Raw genomic sequence first — 24,417 nt, forward strand, 5'->3', positions numbered from 1 at the left:
ACTTGGTGTTTTCCATGTGTTTCTCTCCTTTTTTTATTATTATACCATCTTTCGCTTTTTGCTGTCCACTTTTTTAGTATAGCACCAAAATCCAATCCCGGTTATATCGTAAGGCGGCTTGATCCGTTTGCGAAAGAAAAACGCAAATGTGATAAGTGCCTGAATATGGGGTACGATTATCTGATTTACGATAAGAGTATTTCCAAGAGGTAACGCATATGGCAGATACAAATACTACGAAGCCGTATGTGCCTGTTTGGGAAAAATATGCCCTCACGATTTATGAAGCAGCGGAGTATTTCGGGATTGGTGAACATCGGCTGCGAACATTGGTAAGAGAAAACCGTCAGGCGGATTTCGTGCTATGGATCGGAGTGAAGGTTGAAATTAAGCGAAAGCTGTTTGAGAAGTTTCTGAACGAGATAAACGCACTTTAATGTCAAGTATGCGATTTCAACCTTCGCACATTTGTCAAAAGGCTCGTGTCTGACTATGATTGAGGGGAAGGCACGAGCCGGACAAATGGAAAAGGAGGACGCCGCAATGAAAAACTATGTTTATGTTCCCGGTCTTAGCGAGGTTGTGGAAGATGAAAGAAAAAAAGAGCCAAGCAGAACGGAAGATGATAAGTTCATTACAGCAACAGGCGCAGCTAAAAAGATTGTCGCAACGCACGATAACGGCGTTGTAAGAAATAAGAAGGTTGATGACCGCAGCTTTCGGATTCCTTTGTGGGAGAAATATGCCCTGACAATAAAGGAAGCAGCGGAGTATTACAATATTGCCGAAACGAGACTGCGGGAGTTTGTAATGAGCAATCGAACCAAGCCGTTTGTACTGAAAGCCGGGGGAAGATTGTTAGTGAAGCGTAAGGTCTTTGAAGCGTTTTTAGACCAAAACAATATCATTTGACAAGGAGGAAGCAATGGGTAAGCAGGACAATCCAATATTTCAGAGAAGTTTTCCAAATGCTGAAATGTGTAATCAAAAGCTCAAGGAATTGCCGATATGGGAAAAGCCGCTGTTGACGGTGGTCGAAGCGGCAAAGTATTTTCAAATCGGAGAATCCAATATCAGAAGACTTACAAGAGAACATAAGGACGAGGACTTTATACAATGGAAAGATTCCCGTGTGTTTATTAGGCGGGAGGAATTTGAAAAGTTCTTGGATCGCACCAATGTCATTTAGAAGGAGGTATGGGCTATGGCAGAAAAAAGGCGTGATTCCAAAGGCAGAGTTCTTTGGGCAGGTGAATCGCAGCGTCCCGATGGGAAGTATGAGTTTAAGTACGCCGATAACAATGGAGAGCGACACTCAGTGTATAGCTGGAAGCTCGTTGCAACTGACCGTGTACCGGAGGGCAAGCAGATAACGGAATCGCTTCGGGAAATGGAAAAACAGATTAAAAAGGACTTGGAGGATAATCTTCTCGTGTACGAAACACGGAAGATGACGCTCAATTCCTTTTGGGACGAGTACATTGCCCTGAAACACGAACTTAAAGACTCAACGAGAAGCAATTACATCTATATGTATGATAAGTATGTCAGACCGGAAATCGGGCAGAAAAATATCACGGGCATTAAGTACAGCGATGTTAAGAAGTTTTATATGACGCTGATCTACGAAAAGGGGTTTAAGCCAAATAGTATGGAAATCGTCAACACAATTTTGCACCCTGTTTTTACTTCGGCGGTTCGTGACGGATATATCCGGCTCAATCCTACCGACGGCGTGATGGCGGAAATTAAAAAGAGCCACGCTTGGGAAAAGCCGAAACGCCACGCACTTACAGAACGGCAGCAGGAGTTATTTGTGAATTTTACGGCTCAGTCTCACCAATATAGCCATTGGCTTCCGCTAATAACGACAATGTTGGGAACGGGCTGCCGCATAGGCGAAATTCTTGGCTTGCGCTGGGAGGACTGTGATTTTGAGCAGAATATCATCAGCGTAAACCACACATTGATTTACCGCAAATTTACGGACGAGCCTTGCCATTATGCGGTTACTACGCCAAAGACGAAAGCGGGAGAACGGATTATCCCTATGCTTGCAGATGTAAAGGACGCATTGAAAACGGAATATAAGCAGCAGATTGAGGACGGTTTTAATGAGAGCGTAATCGACGGGTATTCCGGGTTTATTTTCAAATCCCGATATAATACGGTTTTATCCCCGCACGGAGTAAACAGGGTGCTTGACCGCATTATCAAGGCGTATAACACGCAGGAGGAGCAGATGGCAAAAAGAGAGAGAAGAAAACCGGAGTTGCTTCCGCACTTTAGCTGCCACAATCTCCGCCATACTTTTTGCACACGCTTCTGCGAGAATGAAACGAATCTCAAGGTCATTCAGGAGATTATGGGACACGCCGACATTACAACGACGATGGACATATATAATGAAGCGACAAAGGAAAAGAAAATGGAATCCTTCGCCGGACTGGAAGGAAAAATCAAGATAAGATAAACGGAGGGGCTTGCCGCAATGGGCAGGCTCCTTGATTTTTGTGAAAAAATATGCTATACTATATAAGAAATCAGACGGTACGGCGTGTGTGTTGCAGTCATAACTGAGATGTGCTTCATTGCTGGACGATGTAAACACCACCGGATTTTTACGACAGATTTTACGACAAACCAAATCAGAATACGCTGATTTATGAAAGGTTATGCAGAACAATGAAGCCAATTTGGATAAACAAAGTCAGGGAAAAGCAGGATAAATCAGGGGGTATCGTTTCTCCCCCGGAAATCCCGACAATGAAGCCGATACCGAATGGTAACGAATAAAACAACGCATTTACGGGCTTTTTGCGAGGTCTTAAATCTAACTTAAGCCAAACTTAAGCCAATTAATGCAACGAATTACGAACTGAAAAAGGGCATTGTTCCAAATATTTTTATGCTGATACAAAAGACGACAACCTTATTTGTTTTAAGGTTGCCGTCTTATTATTTTAATAACGTAGATATGATTGTAATGGAATCCATCAGCCGTTGAAAAATATGATGACATGGTATAAGAAATATATAAGCTGCAAGACTGAAATGAAAAGTGTGAAACAAAGCATTTTCAACATGAAAGCTTTCCTGAACAGTCAAATAGCATAGATTGAAGAGTATTATGAATAGCTGGTTAGACGATTAACAATGAAGGTCATGGTATATGATGATAAATTTAAAGTGGAACGGAGGAGCTTTCAGTAAATATAAGAAGAATCAAGTAAATAAATTGAGTTTTAGCGTCCTATGATATTGTATGCTACGAAATGATTCAATAAATTTTTAGTGATTTTTTGCGGAAATATATTGAAATTATCAACTAAAAGGTTTATAATAAGTATGTTAGCAGTGGCGTATCATGACTACATCGGACATGATAAGAGAGTTGTGTGACAAACAGAATATCAGTCTTGCGGAACTTGCAAGGTGCATTGGGCAGTCGCCGCAGAATTTTAATAAGAAATTAACCGCTTGTTAAAAAGAGATTTTTGTTAGCAATATTTCATATAATGAAAAGCGTGAATATTGGGATTAATTATCGTTATTAAAGACAGCGGAGAGATAGTGTACAGCGGGCATAAACGAACAGTAAAATTGGCATGACAACACAATGACCGTCGGTGGGTTAATCATCGACGGTCAAATTTTATTTAAGGAGAAAAGTTTTATGGTTGAAAGAATAATGTGCAGCTGATGCGGCTGTGAAATTGATGATGAGAATGAAGTGTTTTATGATGTAAACGGAAATGTATATTGTGAGGACTGCTACAACTCAGAGACCGTTAGCTGTGACTGGTGTCATGAAAGATTTCCATGCAGCGATGATCACGGAGATGAAGAAATGTGTGTCTGCGGAAGGTGCTATGATAATTATTTTTATCACTGTACAAGATGTGATCGACTGCTTAGTGATAATGATGTCTGCTGGAATAATGATGATCCATATTGTGATGACTGCTGTCCCAGTGATGATGATTACAGCGGGTATATCCATGATTATTATTACAAGCCTAAGCCTTTATTTTACAAAAGAACTGGTGAAGATGACGTGAGATATTACGGTGTAGAGAGTGAAATAGATAAGGGGTAACGATGAGGAAAAAGCAGAAATGCTCTATGATATTGTGAACAGTGATGATGAGGTTTTATACATTAAATCTGACGGTTCTCTTGATTATGGAATGGAGCTTGTATCACACTCGTGTTCACTTGAATATTACCGACAGGGTATGAACTGGCAGAAGCTAATGAGGAAGGCTGCTGAGCTTGGTTACAGATCGCATAACACCAAAACATGTGGACTTCATGTACATATATTGGAAGAGCACAGCTTGGTAAAAGCTACGAGGAACAGGATGAGTTATCAGCAGAATAATATTTTTCTTTGAATCACACTGGAATGAGCATATCAAATGTATTTTTATGTATTTCCGGATAATACATTTATAAAGAATTCAGGATCATTGCACTTTATAACTTTCCATTCAGTTGATTCTTTTCTTAATGAAAAGACAGAAGTTATTTCTACATTTTTATCCATATCAGAATAATACTGTTGCACATATTCGTTGAATATTGTATTATAATTGCTTCTCTTATCAAGGGCATTAAGCTTTTCGTAATCTTTATCGGCACTTTCTTTTGCTTTTTGGCTTAACTCATAAAAACTGATTGTCTTTAGATTTAGAGTAATAGTTACATTTTCATCATCAATATATTCTACATTTTCTATACTATATTCGATTGAAGAGTAAATGGCATCCATGAAAAACTCTTCATCGTTAACAAGATACACAAATATATCGGGATATTCTTGATAGTCCAAAATGTTTCTTAACTCTTCAAGACAATCCTCGTTAAAAAATTCCTCCTCTTTTTTATTAAATATTGCATCTACCAAAGAGTTTACAACATATTCCGGAGAATCTTCTTCATACTCTGCTTTTGAAAAAGAAATCGATGAATTTTCTTCATTATTTTCTCTATTGGGAAATAAAAAGCCTTTAAACATGGCGAACAGGTGTATAGAACCAAAGACTAGTAATCCTATTAATCCTAAAATTATAATTAATTCAAAAGCCTTTTTTATGAATTTATTAGGCTTACGGAGTTCTTTGGAGTATTCGTCAGATGAATAAACAATTTCATCGCTTTGCGTTTCAGCTTCGGAATATGACTGTTTAAAGTTAGAACGATCTTGTGCAGCAGCTTGACTATAGCTACTGTCATAAGCTTTTCTTTTAGCTTTATCTGAAAGAATATCGTAGGCTTCGTTTATTTCTTTCATTTTCTGTTCAGCAAAAAACTTATCACCCTGATAAAAGACGGGTACTCATAAAGAAGTTTTTATGATTTGAAGATAAGGTTGCGTAACCTGGGCGGTTACGCAGCCTTTCTCTTCTTGTCGTACTTCATACTATCAGCGACAGCAGTAGCTACGGCAACATCAAAGCGATAGTGTATCTCAATCTCCTGAGTGCGATGCCCACTGCTTTTGTCGGGAGCGTGAACAACGATTTTCTCAATCAGTTCGTGCATGATCTCAGGTGTAAGTTCCGTGATATGTTCATACTTCTGTACTTCCTTGATGAACGCAGTCACATCAGTTGACTTCTGTTCTTCATCATATCCTGCCGACATCATCGCAAATCGTTCATCGGAGATCTTACCTGAAACATTATCCTCATAAAGCCTTGTGAACAGCCTTTCCAGTTCGGCTATACGCTTCTCCGCCTCTCTCAGCTTTTTCTTGGACTTGGCAAGCTCTGAGGACTGCTTCTGAACGGAATTGTCCATAGCTGCCTGCACAAACTCGTCCTCGTTCTCCTTGACAAAGGAAACTGCGCACTTCACAAAAATGGTTACAATCATTCTGCAAAACTGGACTCCGGAAGGATTATCCGCTATAATGGATTTACAATAAAACTTTCGGAGGTAATAGCTATGTTGAAAACACCTGAATTGGCAATGCCGAGAACGAGCAAGGTCACGACTATCTGCAGCGGTAAGCGTGAGATCTGGACGGACTACGAAGAAGCAAAGGCATATTTTCTTGAACTCATGATGTCTATGGACGGTGAAGAACATGAACGTGCGGAGTGCGTATACATTCAACTGCTTCATGGACTTGAAGAATGTTCGGACGAAGATGAATAATCGCAAACAGGGCATTGCCACTGACTGACAATGCTCTGTTGTAATTATCAAAAAAGTGATAGCTGTTCTGACAGATAATATGCGTGTTCCATATGCTGTTTTGCTTCGGCTTCTAGTATTTCTACATTTGACAGAGGAAGGCTTTTGAAGCGAAGCTGATACACTATATCGAAAAAGCTCGTTACAGCAGCTGTACCAAGATGCGTCAAGCAGATCAACTGAATATGAAAATGCCGTGCGATACGGAACATTGGTTCAAGAAGATGCGGCGATGAGATAGGACCAAAAGGATTGTCAAGGATCAGCACACCGCTTGTAGTATTCAAACTGCTTGTCAGACTCCGTGTGTAGTTCATTACGGAAACGATCAGTGAGAACAATACAACAAACTGCTCTCCACCGGAATTTGCTTTCAGAGCATCCTGCCATGAACGATAGCGACTGTTCTGGATATTCTTATCAATCTTGAAAACAGTGATTGGAATGATTTCTTTGCCGATATAGCAATTCAGCAGCCGCCTGATTTCCAGATGACCGTGATGTGTTTTTGTTGAAGAATCCTGCTCAGACAAATATTTCTTTACTTGTTCTGTAATGTACTGATTGATCCTTTCAGCCGGCTGTTCGCTCATGGGTTCAATATCAGGCAGTTCAATGCGTATCATCTGTTTTTTTGTATTACCGATCTGTATCATTGATTTCTTTGATAGAATTGTAAGGTTTTCATACAGCCGCCCGACGCGCTGGAGGCAATTGGTCACAAGCTGTTTTCTGCTATCCTCGACATCTTTGAGCAAAACAGCAAGCTGAGCGATACGCTTCTGATACCGTTTGATATCGCCTTCTGTACGCTCATAAAGTGTAAAGTATTTATCGCCTGTGATATTATGATTGTCAATTACAGATAATATGCCGTCAAGCGTTCCGGTAAACAAGGTGTGCGTGTTTCTGAACGGTTCAAGTTCACTGCTATGATATTTCTTCGTTTTGTTCTCGGCTTGTTTCAATTTTTCAATGCAGTTCTCTATGGTATCACGCAGTTTATTCGTATCTTGCGGAGTCCCTGATAACTTTGGTATGTATTCTGCATTTTCTGCTGTAAATCTTTCTGCAAATTTAGATGTATATCTGTGGTCTGCATTCAAATCAGTCAGCTTTTCAGTACATCTATGCATCTCGTTTTCAGAATCCTCTAAAACAGATTGACATTCTCTGATACGACGTTCAAAATCCGAGCCGACCTCCGAGCGGGAGAGAAGTTCAGTATGTAGTTCAGATAGTCTGTTTTTAGCCAGTTCCAACGTTTTTTCGGCTTTAGCGTGACACTCCACAGCACCTGAATACAGTTCGGAAGCCTGATTGCATTCCATTTTCGCCTGAGAAAGTTGTTCCTCTGCATGCTGATAAGCGTCATCCGTATATGATATGTTTTCATATTCTGACGATTCAATATGAAATCTTTCGATATCCTTAGCTGTTTTTCTGACGCTCTCCTGAATTTTTTGCAGCTTTTTATGTAACTCCTGAAGATTTGCCGAATAATTCTCCTGATATAAACGGTATTCTGCAAGCATTGCAGAATAATCCTCTGAGAGTATTTCGGCTTTCGGTGTATCTTCTAATTCGCCGAGCAAATTCTGATACTCTATCAGTTTATCACCTAACAGCTTGATTTTATCATCGCATTCTTGCATAAGAACTGAAAGATGGTTTTCTTTCTTATGCTCTGACTCAATCTGAGCAGCAAGCTGTTTGCAAGCAGATTCCATTTGCGATATTTGCCTGCTGAGTTCTTCATATTGTGAAATAGTACCGCAAATACGCCCAAATTCTTTTTGATGATTCTCTGTTTGGTGTAGAATTTCCTGCTCAGAATTTATGAGCTCACGAAGTTCTTCGGTGCGTTTTTTTATCTTTGCTTTTCGCTTATCAAGTGTTGACAGCTCATCTTGAATTGTCTGGAGTTTTGACTGACAAGAAATGATTTGTTCCTGAAAATGCTGTTCATCATCAGCGGTATATGTAAACGCAGAGAGTATGCAGCGTTCTGCTTCCCATTCGCTGATCTGATGCCGAAGCCGCTCTATTTCAGCTTTTTCCTCATCAAGCCTTTGCTGAATGACATCTTTGTAAGCAGAAACATCGCTGAAATATTCTCTATCGAACGCAGAAAGAAAACGGTTATGCTCACTCCATTTTCCATCAGCCATATCAGCAAGCTCAGAACGTGTATATACCGGAACAATAGCCGACAGCCATGAATCTGCTGTTTGAGACAGCAGCTTTATCTGCTCTTTTTCTGAATCGACAATAACAGCGTATGCAACAAGCGGATTGATTGCAATGATATCTTCTCGTATCTTTGGGGACTGATAATTCAGATATTGCTCACCTGTCTGGTAAGAAACACCTGATTCCTGCAAGAAGTCGATTGCGGTTTTTGAGAGGTGAAGCTGTCCGGTTTCGATACACCGTACCTGTTCTGTGAGCAATTCAGCTGAACGCTCTGCTTGTCTCAGCTGTTCTTTCAGCTTCGCAAGTATATTATCAAGGCTTGTTATCGGTTCATCTGAAAACAGCTGGCTTGCAGGTATAGACAGATGTTTCAGTACAGGAATAACGGCATTGTATGCTTTCCTGTACTGTTCCAATGCAGACTTATGCTGTTGCAGGCAGACTTCACAATTTGCCAGCGCCTGAGTCAGTTCTGTGCGCTCTGCATCCTGATTGTCAAGCTCCTGTCCAAACTGTTCTTCTTCATTTTGATAGCTTATTATCGTATCATTTCCCAGTTTAAGCTGATTATCATAGCCCGAGCGGATATTCTCGATATCCTCCTTGGAGTAGCTTCCGTCAAGCATAACAGTTATATGCAAAGCAAGCTCTGTTAATCCTTGATTGATCTGTTCAAGCAGATAATTTCTGCGTCCTGTCGCCTGATGCAAGCAATTGTTTTCTTCCTCATGCTGTTCTGTAAGCAGTTTAATCTTTTTTTGTGTATCACAAAGTACATCTGATTGTTCTTTTCTTGCTGATTCCTCCTGAATCAAATCCCTGTCAGTCTGCTGTTTCAATTCGGCTGCCATCAAGGAGAGTGAATACTTCAAGGATAGAATACGGGAATCCTGCGTTCCCTGCTCCAACTCTCTGATCTGTGCAGTCAACGCTTTCTCTTCATTCTGCTGTTCAAGAAGTTCAGCATATTCCTTTGCGGCATTCAATACGCTGACCAGATGGGCAAACTTGTCACGCTGGTTTTCTGCATCTTCTTTTTGACGTTTGCACTCTGATAATTGCACATCTGCTTTGTCAAAGCTCTCCTCCGCAAAATAATAGGCTTCCGAAGCCCTTTCCGCTTTGATATGATGAAGTTTTGCTTTTAATTCGGATATCGTTTTTTCGAGCTGTGCTTTCTTGTTGCTTTCCAGTTTGATATTATGGTCAAGCGCAAACAAATGGTCAGCCAATATGTGTATTGCTTGAATTCTTGCATCTTCGGCATCCCACATATTCTTCATGAGGGGAAGAATCCCTTGCAGTTTTTCGGTGAATGCTTTGATCTGTGACTGCAAGCGGAGATTTTCTTCCTGCCCTGCATAGCTGTCAGCGTAATGGACAAACATTTCTTCCAACGCCTCCGCTGATGCTGTATTATTCGGCATGACACCGGGGATAATGAACTTATCGAGCAGTCTGTCGGCTGTTTTGTATTCCTCAAAGAATTTCGTAATGCCGCCTTCTACCGCATTGATACGCACAAGAATATTTTCCCATTCGGTATGAAGGATCCCGTATTCTTCCAAACGTTTCTGGTAACGACGCAAAGAATCAGCGGGATAGTATTCGACCTTTCTGCTCTGCAGATATTTACGCAGATCATCAAAAGACATGGGATGGATATGACTGCCTGTCCGTTCGGTAAGAGGAAGATTGATCAGATCGAGTTTATCACCAGTTCTTGTATAGTCATGCATAAATGTGTAGAAACGAACTGTTTTGCTTTCGTTTTCATCATCTGCTGCCCGGCTTGCCGCCAATGCAATACCTGTCAGCAGACTGTTAGATGAGCCGTCCAATGCCCACTCTATCAGAACAAACGCATGGTCAGTGCCTTTCTGGAAATAATCGCTGATATTTCGGTTCTGCACTTTTGCTTTCGGGCAGACTGGTTGGAGAAGCAACTGAACGATAACAGATTTACCGCCGCCGTTATCCAGATTCAGCAGTGTGTCGATCGGCTTTCCTTCGGCGTTCTCAGTACAGAATATCTCGTCCGGTATCAGCTTTACACCGTCATTGAACCTGAAATTCACGATTCTGATCTTACGGATCGCCGGCATCTGACTCACCTCCCTCCAGAATAGTGTGTATCTCCGCAATGCGATTCTTAGATAAATAATACGGCATCAGGTCGTTAAGTTTTACCGTCGGCTTCCATACCCCGTCAGCATCATACAGTAATTCCTCATCACGGAACTTTCTGATGATCTTCATAAAACAGCCGTGCTTTGTATCCACTGAATTCGATTCATCACCACGCTTTGCCAGCCAGTTGTCTGCAAGGCGCAGAAAATCCATACTGTACTGAGCAGCGGCATTTTTTAGGGCTTCACCCTCGGATCGCACCTGTTCACAATGCTGCGTGAACTCATCCAGAAAATCAGATTCCTTGATATAAGACCTCGTTTGCAGTGTATTGTCTTCTCCACCGTACAGCTCATGCAAAAGAAAAATCGCCATATAATTCAGCAAATACAGTTCTTCCAGCTTCTCATTGCCGACACTGCGGCGAAAGTCGCTGTTATCCTGTGAGAATAATTCATTGCTCGGATTCGGCAGGAGATAAAGCCTACCATTTGTTCTGTAAAGCGTAAAATCAAGCTCCTGTTCCATAACCGCAAGCTCGGCAGCTATTTCAGCATCGCAGTAATCTTCATAATAGGAAGAATCCTGTTCACGGGTGATATATCCCTTTTCCATTAGCTTTGCAAATAGTCTCAGACTTTCAGGTCTCATCGTCTCACCTCGATCTTAAAATCATTGATTTTGATACGGTTCCCTGCATCATCAGATAATGTGATCACTTCATCGAGCTTATATATCAGTATTGTCTGTATCTGCACCAATTCTTCCGGAAGTTCGCTCAGGCAGTAGGAAAGGTCAAATTCACCAACGGGCACAATGACATCATGCTGTTCTGAACGCCAGCCCACTACATCGATCTCTCCCAGTCCGTAGAGCTTCAACATGACATCAGGCAACGATTTTTCCTGTAATTGCTCCTGTAGCTGCTCTTTTGATACAAAGGCAAGATAATCACTAAAATAGAATTCCGGGGTGCTTTTGGCGTAGGTAAGCAATCCTCTTATGATCTCAACATATCTGTTGTTTCTGATATCAGCAGCAGTTTCGGCATTTTCCTCACTTATGATATCAATGCCGTCATCTCTGCTGTTTTCCCTGATAGTATTCTGCCTGCTGTAAAAGAAATCAAGACCAAACAGATGTGGAAATGAAGGACGATACAGCGGAGCAAACAGCTTTCCAACATCTCTGGTATCTTGCAACTGCATTTTCTGCAATGGGAGTAATAATTCCTGTTTCAGGTCAAAGCGACCTGCCTGCAAATAAGAAAAGCTATCATCTAATAGATTTGCATATAGATCGGAAAGCGAAAATTTCTGATTGAAGACACAGCTTTGCTCGCTTATTACCGTATCAATGTTTTCAAGTATTTCCCGTATCTCTTGTTCTGTCTGACCTATATTGTCATTTTGATTGATCTGGGCATCTGCGATTGCTTGCAGCTTCGCTGATACGAGAGTACGGATATCACTGAGCTGTTTGTTCTCGTCCTCGAAGGAATCCTTTACCTGCGTGACGATCTCTTCATATTCGTCAATAGATACTTCGGAGATATTGGTTCTGCACCGAAGCATAAAATCATCCATTCTTGTTTTCAGATTCCTGACCCTGCTGACCAGTTCACGGCTCTCCCGAAGTGCTTTGCCATAGTTGCCGCGCTTGATAAATTCCTGTAATTTGAATCGGTTGACAGAAAAATCCAATTCGCTGTCGATCTCTTTGGTTCGGAACAGAAACTCATACGCTTCATTCGTCAAAACATAGCTTCCGCTTTTCTGTTCGATCAGGATAAGCGAACTCTGCTTTCTGAAATTCTCATCTCCGCTGTGAAACGTATCAAATAAGCGTCTCTTACCGCCGCTTTGCAGGACATCTGTTACGATATAATCAGCAAGCATCTTTGCTGACTCCGATTCATAACCGTACACATCGGCAAGCTCTCGCAAAAATGCTGTGATATCCTGTTTCGTGCAGCGCTCACCGTAACGGAGCGTACTGTCCATGATAAAAACCATTACCATAAGGATCAGATTATCGGTTTTATCATCATCGCCACGCAACAATTCATGAATCTCCCTTGGCTTGCTTCTTTGCAGCCAGTATTTGATAAGATTCACGAATCGCATACGTTTCTCAAAATCCTGTAATAGTTCTTTGGATTCTGCTGAAATCATATTCTTACCTCATGTTTTCTGCCAGCACAGGGTAGGAGAGAATCTCCTGCGGCAGACGTTTATTATCTTGCAGTATCTGTGTGATATGTTTTTGTTCGCCAGACTGAAACATAGGCAGTATTCCGGACATTTCGGGTATGATGCATCGTCTGTCTTCACTGTCAGGCAGCTGAATGTTACGGCTCAGCTCCAGCATTTTCTGATATGCAGGAAGAAACAATTCAATATGCAGTTCTTCTGCCGCTTTGCAAAGTCGCAGAAAAATGTCAAATCCTGCTCTGTCAATATCTCCGCAGTACAGAAAATGAACTGCATCAGCCCCAAGATAAGCGGCATAGGAACGGAATTTATCTCTACCCGTGATGTCATTGCCCTGCCCAAAGATCACGCCGTCGATTCGAGTATCAAATAATGTGTTAGCTTCGGATTCGTACATCAGCCTGCGGATATTGAACCAGATGTCCTTGTTTTCGCAGATAAGCAATGTCATAGTCGGTTTCCGGACGGGGATATAATCTGAAAAACACTGTTCGGGCGTTTCATAATATCGAAGCGTGTCCCCTGAAATCCCGATAGCCTCTAATAATCTTAAATGGTTATCCAATTCCTTCTCTTCACCGAAGATGGAAAAAGAACGCTCACGCCTCGACATCATATCATTGCCTTCGTGATTAGTGAACCATTCACTCAAACGGCGCAAAAATGCCTTATTGTTGACAAATTGCATTCGATTACGAAGCAGATACCCATTCGCTAAAAGTCTCGGATGAAGTGCATAGATCTCATCCGGTGATACCTGTATCGTGTTCTCAATGCAAATAGTATATCGCATAAACAATGGATTTTTTCGATTTCCATTTGTTCCGCTGCTCTTGACAGGCACTAATACGCCTTTATCGTTAAGCTCTTTAATCTGTTCGTTAAGCTGCTCTGGATCTGAACATAACCTGCTGAGTTCCTCCAATGTGATTCGTTTACGAGGAAAATCCTGCAATGCTTTATATAGTGTATTATTGGGCTTACTCATACTTTGCCCCCTCTGAACAAAATATAAAATAGTATATATATTGTAGCATAATTTGGTCGAAAAAGCAAGCTGTCAGTTGTACGAAAGAAATTCTTCGGAGATTGAGCGTTTTCATAACAAAAAGCAGGCAGATACCTCTCAATGAAGTATTTGCCTGTTTTGTTTCATAGCCCGCTGTATAGGCCTTTACATAATAGTTGTTGAAAAATTTCTATATTAGTACCGACCTAATATCGGGGTGATATTTTTTTGCTAATGCCTTGTACGCTGCTTTAATAACTTCATTAGGGGAGTTCACATTTACCCCTAATATATTATAATAATCTTTCATCCTATGGGTTTCTTCCTTTTGGTGAATTTAATAATATGTATTATGCAAAAGAATAAAATGATCAGGGATATTATTTGAGAAGTAGATAATACTCCCCATATTCCTCTTACCGAATCACCTCTAAAAAATTCCAATACAAATCGGCAACAAGAGTATTCTATTAGATAGATTATAATAAGTCTTTGAGACTTAAATTTTTCTGAAATTATCATTAATGATATAAAAATAAGCAAGTTAAAAAAACTTTCAAAAAGCTGAACAGGAAAACGTATCACTTCAGGTGAAGCAGCCATTGAGAATCCCCAACTATTTTCTACCCCATAACAACATCCTCCAAAGAAACATCCAATTCTACCCCAGAAATGAAACAGAGGAATTGCGGGTGCAACAAAATTAAATAACTTTCCTTTATCATCATGCTTTATTTTTGTACAAAGCCATATACCAAACAGCATTCCTAGTAATCCGCCGTAAAAAACAATGCCGCCATTAAACATATAATAAAGCATTTTGTTTACAGAAAAGTCTCTGATGATTTCTGGAATCATAGTCAGAAAAAACAACAAACGGCTGCCAATAAGCAGTGTGATAACCGAAACAAACATATACAAAAGCAATTGCTTGAAAGTTATGTCAAATCGTTCCATGCGAAAAAACAGAAGAATTATTGCGGATATTGCGCCCAATGTAGAGAAAAATACATAACTTGGTATAGTAATGTTTACTAACGGAAACACTTTATATTCCTCCTAATTATTCATCATAGCATGCAGATACACAACCATGCGGGAACTTTCTGGGCATATTATTATTAAAGTTCTTGCTTTCATCAGTTTTTTTATTGCATGATATTCCACCGCAAGATGGTCCGGTATAAGCTTGCGTTTTATCACTGGTCACCTGCTCATTGTATTTTTGACAATTGCAGTTAAAGAAACCGCAATCAGTACCTAAATCATATTTGCCTGATGACATTACAGGGCCATTTCCGATACAACCGCAATCCTCGTAGTAATAGACTATTCCTGAATATTGTACGTCATCATCAGAGAATTCAACATATAAACATTCGGTAGGCCAACAACTGGTATTTAAACCGCAGCCAAGACATCCGGCCGGTCCTACACAACTAGTGTATTCAACCTCTGTTGTATCATCAATTCCGCTTGCTACAAGCAAACGTGCTTCATATGATTGACAAAAGCTTACTTCATGTGGTATAATTATTATGAGTAAATATGTTATTTTATATGTTTTTTACTTATGTGAGAGGAAACTGCTATGGATAGAATAGATGCTCTGAAACAGCTTGTTAAACGTTTCGATGATAGCATAAAGGAATATAAGAAGGAAAGCTATAACGAGCATTCCTGCCGTGATGAGTTCATTAACCCTTTTCTTGAAATACTAGGTTGGGATGTTACAAATAAAAAGGGGTTAGCTCCGCAGTATAGAGAAGTAATAGCTGAGTATCACGCAAGTTCAAGTGACCGCCCTGATTACTCTCTTACGCTTAGGGGTGTATCAAAATTCTTTGTTGAAGCCAAGAAGCCTCATGTAGACATCAGCAAAGATCCTTCACCTGCTGTGCAGACGAGAAAATATGGTTGGAACGCAAAACACAAGATAGCCGTTCTCACGAATTTTGAGTATTTCATTATTTATGATACTACAACGGTTCCAAATGATAATGATAAATGCTCTGTTTCACGTTACCGCATCTATAAGTACACAGAATATGTCGATAAACTCGATGAGATAACCAAACTTGTATCAAGAGACTCTGTATATAGCGGTGATTATGATAAGTATTTCAGCGAAACTTTTAGCGGTGCTGGAAGTCAGAAACAGCAAGTAGACATTCTCTTCCTCAAACAGATCAATGATTGGCGAGTTGCTTTAAGTAATGAGCTGTATTCAAAAGGCGGACGCTACACTTCTCTTGACGTTTTGAATGATGTTGTTCAAGCATTTATCAACCAGATAGTATTTATCAGAACATGTGAGGACAAGAACCTTCCTCTTTATCACAAGTTGAAAGATACTATCACTGATCCTGCTACGCTTCATAAAGAATTGGAAGCTCTTTTCCGTGATGCTGATAAAAGGTATAACTCAGGTATGTTCTCCGGAGATTATATCATTTTTGATCTCAACAACAGTGTTATTGCTGACATGATAAATGGACTATATTACCCGCAGAGTCCGTATATTTTCAGCATTATAGAGCCTAATATGCTCGGTAAGATATATGAAATGTTCCTGACCGAACAGCTTACCGTACTTGAGAACGGTAAGATTGGATTGGCTCAAAAAAAGGACTGTCTTAATCGTTCTGTTGTAACTACACCTACGGAAATAGTCAAGTACATGGTAGAAAAAACACTTTCTCGTCTTTGCAAGGACAAAACACCTGACGAGGTATGCGAGCTTCACATTGCAGATATTGCTTGTGGCTCAGGTGTTTTCCTAGAGGAAGTGTTCCAGTATTTACAGTCATATTGCATAGAATGGTATCTTGAAAATGATAAGACACACCTAATTGAGATTGACAATGGAGGATACAAACTTCCGCTTGAAGAAAAGAAGAAGATATTGTGTTCCTGCATCTTTGGTATTGATATTGATATTCACGCTGTTGAGGTAGCAAAATTCTCTTTGCTTATAAAGCTGATAGAGAATGAAACTGCCCCCTCTGTTAAAGCAGTAACACCTATATTGCCTGATCTTAGTACCAATATTCTTCACGGTAATTCGTTGGTCAGCGATGCGGAGCTGAAAGGCATCAAATATACAGAAGAACAGCTTGTGGAAATAGTTCCGTTTAATTGGGACGAACTTGCGGTCAACAGCTTTGATGCTATTGTAGGCAATCCTCCCTATGTTACCACTGAAGATATCCATTCTCTTATTCCTGCACCCGAATTTGATATTTACAAGAAGAAATATAAGACATCACACAAGCAGTTTGACAAGTATTTCATCTTCCTTGAAAGAGCTTTGCAGAAAACAAAATATAACGGTTATGTTTGCTACATTATTCCTAACAAGTTCTTCAAAATCGGTGCAGGCGCTAAACTTCGTGAACTTATTGCAAAGGAAAAGTATCTCGTAAATCTTGATGATTTCGGTGCAGCGCAGCTCTTTGAAGATAAGACAATTTACAGCTCTATCATTCTTATGCAGAAGAAACCACAGGATAGTTTTAAATACACAAACGTAGATTCTGCGAATAACTTGTGGATTGGTAAACCTACTGACAGTATCAAGCTTAGCTGTTCATTGCTTGACGAACTTCCGTGGAAGCTCACATCTGATTTTGAATTTTTAGAGATACTCAAGAAGATAGAGCCTGTATCTGCTCCGCTTGATTGCTTTGCAGAGATATTCAATGGTATTCAAACAAGCGCCGAAAGACCTCAGCCTATATATTGGTTCTCAGGCGAAGAAATAATAAGCGAAGATGATGATACTATAACGGTTAAAAAGGAAGAAAAGGTTTATTCTATCGAGAAGAAGATATTGAAACCTTATTTCAAACCTACTAAAAAAGCCGAAAAGGGACTAACAACATACGATAGTCTTTCAACAGATAAGAAGATAATATTCCCCTATGACGGAGAAGGACATCTGATACCGATTGATATTATGAAGTCAGATTATCCTGGAGCATACGCTTATCTGTTAGATTATTATGATAGGTTAGTTCCTAAGTGCGTATCAAACTCTGGCATAAGAGACGTTACAAATGCCACGGCAGAAACCTGGTATCAGTATGGCAGAACGCAGGCACTAACGGCGTTTATTAATACTCCTAAGCTGATCGTTAAGGTCATGTCTAAGGATAACCCCATGTACGCTATGGATAATGCTGATATGCTTATTGCTTCCGGTGGAACGGCAGGCTATTGCGCAGTTGCTAAAAAAGTTGGTAGTCCATATGAATTGGAATATATTCAGGCTTGGCTTGCCAATCCCTACACAGAAAAGATATTCAATATTGTCGGCAGCGACTTTGAAGGCGGATTCATTTCAAGAGGTACATTTGTGCTGTCCTCTCTGCCTTTTGTAAAACTCAATTTTGCTGATTCAAAACAAAAGGCTCTATATGACAGAGTTGTTGAAGCAAGTCGAGGGGTGTATGCTATCAATGACAAGCTTGACCAGAAGCCGTCTAAACAAATCGAAACGACACTTGTACGTCAGAAAGCATCTCTGATCAAGGAAATAGATGACCTTATTTCCCGTGTTTACAGGTTAGAGTTCTAAAGAAGGTAATTATTATGAGACTTAAAAAGGATAGTTCCGAACAGAAATTAAGAGGAGCATACTATACGCCATTGCCGCTTGCAAATGCAATGGTGAATCTTGTTGCGTCACAGAACATAACCAATGTATTAGAGCCGAGCTGTGGTGACGGTGTATTTCTTGACAGCCTTGCATCATTGGAACTGCTTAATAACATACCAAATGTCACTGCTGTTGAAATAGAACCTGATGAGGCAGAAAAAGTCAGCATCAACTACATAGATAATGATAACGTTCATGTACTAAACGAAGATTTTTTAGACTTTTATCAGCAAGTTTATGGAAAACACACCTATGATCTCATTCTGGGCAATCCTCCCTATATTCGCTATCAGTATCTTACAGAAGAACAGCGTGAGATACAGTCAAGCATACTCACATCTCATGGAATGAAGTCAAACAAACTGATTAATGCATGGGTCGCTTTTTTGGTTGCCTGCGTTCAGCTTCTTTCTGATAACGGAAAGATAGCATTTGTTATTCCTGCTGAAATACTCCAAGTGGCATATGCTGAGGATCTTCGGCTCTTCCTCTCTAATCAACTTTCAAAAATTACTTTACTTACCTTTGAACAGCTTGTTTTTCCTGACATTGAACAGGAGGTACTTGTGTTTATTGGCGAAAAAGGCGAGGAAGAAAAAGGCATAAAAATAATCGAACTAAGTAATCTTGAAGATTTTAAGAAACTTGACCTTAATTCCAATGGATTTCAGAAATTGAAGCACGTTAAGGAAAAATGGACTCAGTACTTTGTATCAGCAGAAGAAATAAAAGTTATCCAATCAATTCGTGATGATAAGAGATTTAAGAAGTTTTCAGACTTAGCTCTTATTAATATTGGCATAACAACAGGAAACAATACTTTTTTTTCTGTTGATAAAGAAACCACCGAGAAATATGATTTATCTTCGGTTACACTCCCACTTATCGGAAGAAGCTCCCACGCTCATGGTATCTACTTTACGAATAATGATTGGCAGGAGAATATTAACGCCAATAAACGAGCAATGCTTATCAGCTTTCCTGATACGCCCTATGAAGAGTATCCTGATAAACACAAGGAATATATAGAGCTTGGAGAGAAAAACGAAGAACACAAAGGATACAAATGCTCTATTCGTGATAGGTGGTATATTGTACCGTCAGTATGGATACCCGATGCTTTTTTCCTCAGAAGAAATAATCTTTATCCCAAGTTTGTGCTAAACCGATGCAATGCTGTATCTACTGATACAATGCATCGAATTAAGTTTAATAAAGGTGTAAATGTTGAGAATGTCCTTTTATCATATTATAATAGCATCTCATTTGCATTCACCGAGATTTGCGGAAGAAGCTATGGCGGTGGGGTGCTTGAGATTCTCCCCGGGGAAGTCGGTAATATAATGTTGCCGATTATTGATAATATAGGTAACAAGCTAAGAATTGAATTATTAAAGCAGATTGATTCCATAGTTCGCAAGGACGAAGATATAGAAAAAGCTCTTGATCTTGTGGATCAGAAGTTGCTTGTTGAAGTGTTAGGTGTTAATAAAGAAGTCTGCACTACTTGTCGTAATATATGGAAAAAAATGCAGAAGCGTAGACTTGGGAGAGGAGAGTAATAATTATGAGTGAGAAAAATGGCGTAATATATATACTCACAAATCCCTCATTTCCTGAGTATGTAAAGATAGGCTATGCCGATGATATTGATAAAAGACTCAAACAACTCAATAGAAGCGAGTGTATTCCCTTTGCGTTTAGAGTTTACGCAACCTATGAAGTTAGCTCTCGACTATCTGACTTAAAAATCCATTCCATTATTGACAAGCTCAATCCTAATCTTAGGTCTGTTGAGAGCTTCAACGGCAAGCAGCGTGTGAGAGAATTTTATGCTATGTCTCCCGAAGATGCCTATTCCATCTTAGAAGCCATAGCTGAGATAAATAATTGTTCGGACAAACTCAAGTTGGTACGACCAAATGAAGCAGAGCAGCAAGACGAAGAAACAGCAAAGGATATTGATACAGAAAGCGCTGAAAGATCATCTAACTTCTCATTTAGTAAATGCCAGATTCCTATTGGTGCTAAGATAGAGTTCTGTGATAATCCCAGTATTACTGCAATTGTAGTTGATGATAGGTACGTGGAATATAATGGGGAAATTATGTCCATGACCGCTCTTGCAAAACTCCTAACGGGCATAAAGTATTCAATTGCTGGACCAAGGTTTTTCAAATATAAGGGAGAGTTTTTGAATGATATCAGACATAGGCTGGGAGTATAATAATTATACACAAGAAAGGAAGAAGATGTTATGTCTTTACAGGATGAAATAACCGCACGTTCAAGTAAAATTTTTAGAGAATCATATCAAATGTCCATTGGCGAATTAATAAACCTATATAGGGATGGCGAAATGGATATTCACCCTGAATTCCAAAGAGTTTTTAGATGGAGTGAATACCAAAAAACCAAACTAATTGAATCGATTATGCTGAATATTCCTATCCCTTCTATTTTTGTAAGTCAAAACGAAGATGGCATTTGGGATGTGATTGATGGAGTTCAGCGGCTTTCAACTATTTTCCAGTTCGTTGGCGTTTTTAGAGATGAAAACGACAACCTATTGCCCCCTCTAACATTGCAAAGAACTGATTATTTACCTTCATTTGCGGGAGTTCAGTGGAATGGTGATTCAAAGGAGCTAAGTTTTACAAAAGAGCAACAGCTTTTTTTCAAACGTTCCCGAATCGATATTATTATAATGAAAAAAGAAAGTGATCCCAACACAAAGTATGAACTTTTTCAGAGATTAAATACAGGTGGCTCTTTGCTTAGTGATCAGGAAGTCAGAAATTGTCTGATGATAATGACTAATAAGTGTTTTTATGAATTTGTTACTGAGCTTGAGATGAGCGAATCATATAGAAATTGCTTACCAATCTCAGATCGCAAAACCGATGAACAGTATAGAATGGAACTTTTACTTCGACTATTAATTGCAGAACATATTAATTGGTCTAAAATATCCCAATATCAGGAGTTTTCAGAATTATTAGACAAAGAGACAATAGGTCTTTGTGAAAATGATTTGGATTATGAAGCAATTAAAGAAAGATTTACAACTACATTTAATTTGCTATATGGCTTATTAGGTGAAAACACATTCAAAAAGTATTCTAACAATAAATATCAGGGTCCGGTTTTAGCATCAGCTTTTCAGGTCATTGCTACAGGAGTTTTCATTAATATCTCAGAAATTATGTCACGTGATGACAGAAATGATTGGATTAAAGAAAAAGTCAAAAAAATGTACGAAGAGGAAGTGTTCAAAAAAAATACTATTCCTGGCGTAAGAGCAATTCCCAGATATAAAGATTTATCTGAATTTGGAATCGAATATTTTAAGCCATGAAAATACGCACAATAAATAATTTACAAGATGCCATTGATTCAGAGATGGCTTGGAGAAAAAAAGAACTATCTGCACTGAAAAGCAATATTCAAAGTTCTAGATCATTTGCAAAAGAAACAGCACTTCGTGCTGGCATAGCATTGTTATATGCTCATTGGGAAGGTGCTATTAAAAACATTGCATACTATTATCTTGTTTATGTTTCTTTTCAAAAAGTGCCATATAATAAATTAAAGAATAATTTTTTAGCAGTTACGCTTAAACAAAAACTATTGCAATTTGAAGAAACAAATAAAACCACGTTGCAAACTGCAATAATAAATAGTATATTTGAAATTAGTAATGAACCTTCTCAAATACCAACAGAAAAAATAATCTCAACCAACAGTAATTTAAATTCTGCTATTTTTAATGAAATAATGTGTACTATAGGATTAAAAACAGATTATTATGAGCAATCTTATAAGATGATTGACGAGGTATTATTAAATATGAGAAATAACATAGCACATGGAGAACGGCTTGAAAATATAGATTTAGATGAAAAACGTTATAATGAAATCCATGATATAATATTTGATTTAATCAATCATTTTTCTGTCCAAGTGTTGAATGCCGCTTGCTTAAATATATATCTTGCAGAAAATGAAGAACCGTCCATATAAAAACAACTGTCCCATAAAGCACAACCGTCATTCTCAAATACAAACCATACACTCCAAGATAACTTCTTTCATCATATAAACAAGATGGTTTTAAGCCCAACGGCTTTCTTTAAAACTTCTGCGAGAAAATCGGTCTTATACTCCTTATCAGACTGCTTCCATCTCTCGATCTGGAGCAATCACAGTTTTTAGGCTCTCATTTTTATATAGCTATAAGGTAGGCAAGCCCGCCGAATAAAAAAACAGTGCGTTAGTGGGCTGTATTATTACGCCTGAACAGATAACAGATACACCCCTTCACCCCTGTTTTGAGTTTGGATAAATGTTTTTATATGTGATCGAAAATAGTTGATCGTAATATTTCATTACCATATCCCGATTTGTTGGATATATTGCAAATGAAGACCTCACTTTTGAGAAGGAGATAGTAGCTATCTTTATGTGCTTTGTACCTGTGCGTTTTATATCTCAATTAAAATTCAAAGCTGATTTTGTGAAGCTTATTTTCACACCATTCCACACCAAACTTACACCATCTTTAGTGTGTTGTACGGCAAGTTATGTGCAAATATGAGCGAACAGGAGTGCAGTGAAATAGCGAAAAATCGGGATATAATAAAAAATAAAGGGACATGGAAAATTGGGTATTAAATTCCCCACGATAAAGCCGATACCGAACGGTAACGAATAAAACAACGCATTTACGGGCTTTTTGTGAGGTCTTAAATCTAACTTAAGCCAATTAATGCAACTAATTACGAACTGAAAAAGGGCATTGTTCCAAATATTTTATGCTGATATAAAAGACGGCAACCTTAAAATGACTAAGGTTGCCGTCTTATTTTTTTACCCTTTTATATGGCTTTTTTTCATTTGTCAGTCCGAGAAGATAATCAATACTTGTATTGTAAAACTCAGCAAGCTTTATAAGAGTTTCGGGAGAAAGTGAGAGAACTCCGTTCTCATATTTACTGTATGTGTTTTGACTTACATACAGATATTCTGCCAGCTCACGTTGTTTCTTATCATTATCTTCACGGAGATTTCGGATATTTTCATAAATCATATACATAACCAATATCATTATACAATATCTGATTATCAGATGTTGACTTTTATCTTAAAATCAGATATTTTGATGCATATGATTAATAGTGAATAAAAACTCATAGTTCTGTTGACCACGACTTCGCTAAAAAGGGTCTGTTTTCTGCCCTGCATGGGGTCTTAAACGGGCGTGAATCAAGCCATTTATCATAACAGCCTCACATGATTCGTTCATCAAAGCCCATTCCGCATCCATTTTAAACCCGAACAAAGACCATTCCAATACCTTAAAGAGACCATATTTAATATACTGAATCATAACTGGTCTGATATAAGGCTCTCCCCCGACACTAAAACGACCACTTACACAACATCATATTCATAAGTGGACTATTTCAGTCCCCCAACAAGACCATTCAGCGACCCAAAAATGACACGAAAAGAACCAGTTATAATATCAGGTCTTTCCAAAGCCCAAAGTAATCATCTTTTAAGACCACTTACAATGAAATCACTTCATATTTTCACTTAATCACATGGACTTTTTCTGGTCTCATGCAAGACCAAAGAAAGACCATGCCATGCTGCAGCACAGCTGCGTCATTCTTATTTTTTACGCACCAATGCGTCAGAATCTCTATATAATATTCCGCTCTGACGCTATCCCGGACAGAGCCTTTTGTTATAGCAGCAAAGATATTTTTCTGCTGACTGCAGCGGCATTACGCAATAAAATTATCTTAAAATCGTGGACTCTTTCCGGTCAAATTATGACCATGAAAAGACCATCGGAAAGATTTCTGAATAACACCCCGAACTGCGTCATGCAGCAATACTGACGCGCGTCTGTTGCCGCAAAATATATTCTGAATTACGCTCCGCCTGAGTCAGCCTGACGGCTTCCCAACAGTATGCCGAACTGCAATAAAATATAC

Annotated in this window: 21 protein-coding genes and 2 pseudogenes; 13 read left to right on the forward strand and 10 right to left on the reverse strand. The window is 39.1% G+C overall.

Annotated elements, in window-relative coordinates; all coding sequences use genetic code 11:
* Nucleotides 1-218 precede the first annotated feature (218 nt).
* The 7 genes from OCV67_RS09745 to OCV67_RS09775 all read left to right on the forward strand — a co-directional run bounded on the left by OCV67_RS09745 (nt 219) and on the right by OCV67_RS09775 (nt 4,397).
* Nucleotides 219-437, forward strand: coding sequence for an excisionase (locus OCV67_RS09745; protein ID WP_147643798.1), 219 nt, complete (start codon nt 219-221; stop codon nt 435-437).
* A 106-nt stretch (nt 438-543) separates the two neighbouring features.
* Nucleotides 544-912 carry an excisionase gene (locus OCV67_RS09750; RefSeq protein WP_262644505.1) on the forward strand — a complete coding sequence of 123 codons (369 nt, stop codon included), beginning with the start codon at nt 544-546 and terminating at the stop codon, nt 910-912.
* A gap of 13 nt (nt 913-925) precedes the next feature.
* Nucleotides 926-1,189, forward strand: coding sequence for an excisionase (locus OCV67_RS09755; protein ID WP_262644506.1), 264 nt, complete (start codon nt 926-928; stop codon nt 1,187-1,189).
* Between the two features lie 15 nt (nt 1,190-1,204).
* Nucleotides 1,205-2,473 carry an integrase DNA-binding domain-containing protein gene (locus OCV67_RS09760; RefSeq protein WP_147643799.1) on the forward strand — a complete coding sequence of 423 codons (1,269 nt, stop codon included), beginning with the start codon at nt 1,205-1,207 and terminating at the stop codon, nt 2,471-2,473.
* 894 nt (nt 2,474-3,367) lie between these two features.
* Nucleotides 3,368-3,487: a helix-turn-helix domain-containing protein gene (locus tag OCV67_RS09765; protein WP_449580834.1), complete on the forward strand. Its 120-nt coding sequence runs from the start codon at nt 3,368-3,370 to the stop codon at nt 3,485-3,487.
* A 246-nt stretch (nt 3,488-3,733) separates the two neighbouring features.
* Entirely contained in the window at nt 3,734-4,099 is a 366-nt protein-coding gene (locus tag OCV67_RS09770; protein WP_147643800.1) for a hypothetical protein, read from the forward strand.
* A 19-nt stretch (nt 4,100-4,118) separates the two neighbouring features.
* Nucleotides 4,119-4,397, forward strand: coding sequence for a hypothetical protein (locus tag OCV67_RS09775; protein WP_147643801.1), 279 nt, complete (start codon nt 4,119-4,121; stop codon nt 4,395-4,397).
* 32 nt (nt 4,398-4,429) lie between these two features.
* Here OCV67_RS09775 and OCV67_RS13725 read toward each other — a convergent pair.
* Nucleotides 4,430-5,308 (reverse strand): annotated as a pseudogene (locus tag OCV67_RS13725) (hypothetical protein); the annotation flags it as partial.
* A gap of 83 nt (nt 5,309-5,391) precedes the next feature.
* Nucleotides 5,392-5,850 (reverse strand): annotated as a pseudogene (locus OCV67_RS09785) (DUF4368 domain-containing protein); the annotation flags it as partial.
* A gap of 102 nt (nt 5,851-5,952) precedes the next feature.
* On the opposite strand from OCV67_RS09785, the gene OCV67_RS09790 reads away from it, so the two are divergent.
* On the forward strand, nt 5,953-6,165 hold the full coding sequence (locus tag OCV67_RS09790; RefSeq protein WP_147643803.1) for a hypothetical protein: 213 nt from the start codon (nt 5,953-5,955) through the stop codon (nt 6,163-6,165).
* A 47-nt stretch (nt 6,166-6,212) separates the two neighbouring features.
* Here the strand turns inward: OCV67_RS09790 and OCV67_RS09795 are convergent, their stop codons facing one another.
* The 7 genes from OCV67_RS09795 to OCV67_RS09825 all read right to left on the reverse strand — a co-directional run bounded on the left by OCV67_RS09795 (nt 6,213) and on the right by OCV67_RS09825 (nt 15,241).
* Nucleotides 6,213-10,505: a coiled-coil domain-containing protein gene (locus tag OCV67_RS09795; protein WP_147643804.1), complete on the reverse strand. Its 4,293-nt coding sequence runs from the start codon at nt 10,503-10,505 to the stop codon at nt 6,213-6,215.
* Nucleotides 10,489-11,181: a DUF6063 family protein gene (locus tag OCV67_RS09800; RefSeq protein ID WP_147643805.1), complete on the reverse strand. Its 693-nt coding sequence runs from the start codon at nt 11,179-11,181 to the stop codon at nt 10,489-10,491. The genes OCV67_RS09795 and OCV67_RS09800 overlap by 17 nt, the downstream gene beginning before the upstream one ends.
* Nucleotides 11,178-12,704, reverse strand: a complete 1,527-nt coding sequence (locus OCV67_RS09805; RefSeq protein WP_147643806.1) for a hypothetical protein — start codon at nt 12,702-12,704, stop codon at nt 11,178-11,180. Before OCV67_RS09805 ends, OCV67_RS09800 begins: the two co-directional genes overlap by 4 nt.
* A 4-nt stretch (nt 12,705-12,708) precedes the next feature.
* Entirely contained in the window at nt 12,709-13,731 is a 1,023-nt protein-coding gene (locus OCV67_RS09810; protein ID WP_147643807.1) for a Wadjet anti-phage system protein JetD domain-containing protein, read from the reverse strand.
* A gap of 211 nt (nt 13,732-13,942) precedes the next feature.
* Complete coding sequence (locus tag OCV67_RS09815; RefSeq protein ID WP_147643808.1) at nt 13,943-14,062, reverse strand: DnaJ domain-containing protein; 120 nt, start codon at nt 14,060-14,062, stop codon at nt 13,943-13,945.
* Nucleotides 14,059-14,799: a prolipoprotein diacylglyceryl transferase gene (locus OCV67_RS09820; protein ID WP_147643809.1), complete on the reverse strand. Its 741-nt coding sequence runs from the start codon at nt 14,797-14,799 to the stop codon at nt 14,059-14,061. Before OCV67_RS09820 ends, OCV67_RS09815 begins: the two co-directional genes overlap by 4 nt.
* 16 nt (nt 14,800-14,815) lie before the next feature.
* The gene (locus tag OCV67_RS09825) at nt 14,816-15,241 is read right to left on the reverse strand and encodes a hypothetical protein (protein ID WP_147643810.1); all 426 of its coding nucleotides are present in this window, start codon (nt 15,239-15,241) and stop codon (nt 14,816-14,818) included.
* Between the two features lie 102 nt (nt 15,242-15,343).
* On the opposite strand from OCV67_RS09825, the gene OCV67_RS09830 reads away from it, so the two are divergent.
* From OCV67_RS09830 to OCV67_RS09850, 5 genes are read left to right on the forward strand one after another with little or no spacing between them, the layout of a single operon-like run.
* Nucleotides 15,344-18,331 carry an Eco57I restriction-modification methylase domain-containing protein gene (locus tag OCV67_RS09830; protein WP_147643811.1) on the forward strand — a complete coding sequence of 996 codons (2,988 nt, stop codon included), beginning with the start codon at nt 15,344-15,346 and terminating at the stop codon, nt 18,329-18,331.
* 14 nt (nt 18,332-18,345) lie between these two features.
* Nucleotides 18,346-19,974 carry an N-6 DNA methylase gene (locus OCV67_RS09835; RefSeq protein WP_147643812.1) on the forward strand — a complete coding sequence of 543 codons (1,629 nt, stop codon included), beginning with the start codon at nt 18,346-18,348 and terminating at the stop codon, nt 19,972-19,974.
* A 5-nt stretch (nt 19,975-19,979) separates the two neighbouring features.
* A complete protein-coding gene (locus tag OCV67_RS09840) occupies nt 19,980-20,639 on the forward strand; it encodes a GIY-YIG nuclease family protein (protein WP_147643813.1) in 660 nt (219 codons plus the stop codon).
* Between the two features lie 30 nt (nt 20,640-20,669).
* Nucleotides 20,670-21,770, forward strand: coding sequence for a DUF262 domain-containing protein (locus tag OCV67_RS09845; protein WP_147643814.1), 1,101 nt, complete (start codon nt 20,670-20,672; stop codon nt 21,768-21,770).
* On the forward strand, nt 21,767-22,435 hold the full coding sequence (locus tag OCV67_RS09850) for an MAE_28990/MAE_18760 family HEPN-like nuclease (RefSeq protein ID WP_178085083.1): 669 nt from the start codon (nt 21,767-21,769) through the stop codon (nt 22,433-22,435). Before OCV67_RS09845 ends, OCV67_RS09850 begins: the two co-directional genes overlap by 4 nt.
* 838 nt (nt 22,436-23,273) lie before the next feature.
* Here the strand turns inward: OCV67_RS09850 and OCV67_RS09855 are convergent.
* Nucleotides 23,274-23,501: a helix-turn-helix domain-containing protein gene (locus OCV67_RS09855; RefSeq protein ID WP_178085084.1), complete on the reverse strand. Its 228-nt coding sequence runs from the start codon at nt 23,499-23,501 to the stop codon at nt 23,274-23,276.
* Nucleotides 23,502-24,417 lie beyond the last annotated feature (916 nt).

The sequence above is a fragment of the Porcipelethomonas ammoniilytica genome (assembly GCF_025567485.1).
GTDB lineage: Bacteria > Bacillota > Clostridia > Oscillospirales > Ruminococcaceae > Porcipelethomonas > Porcipelethomonas ammoniilytica.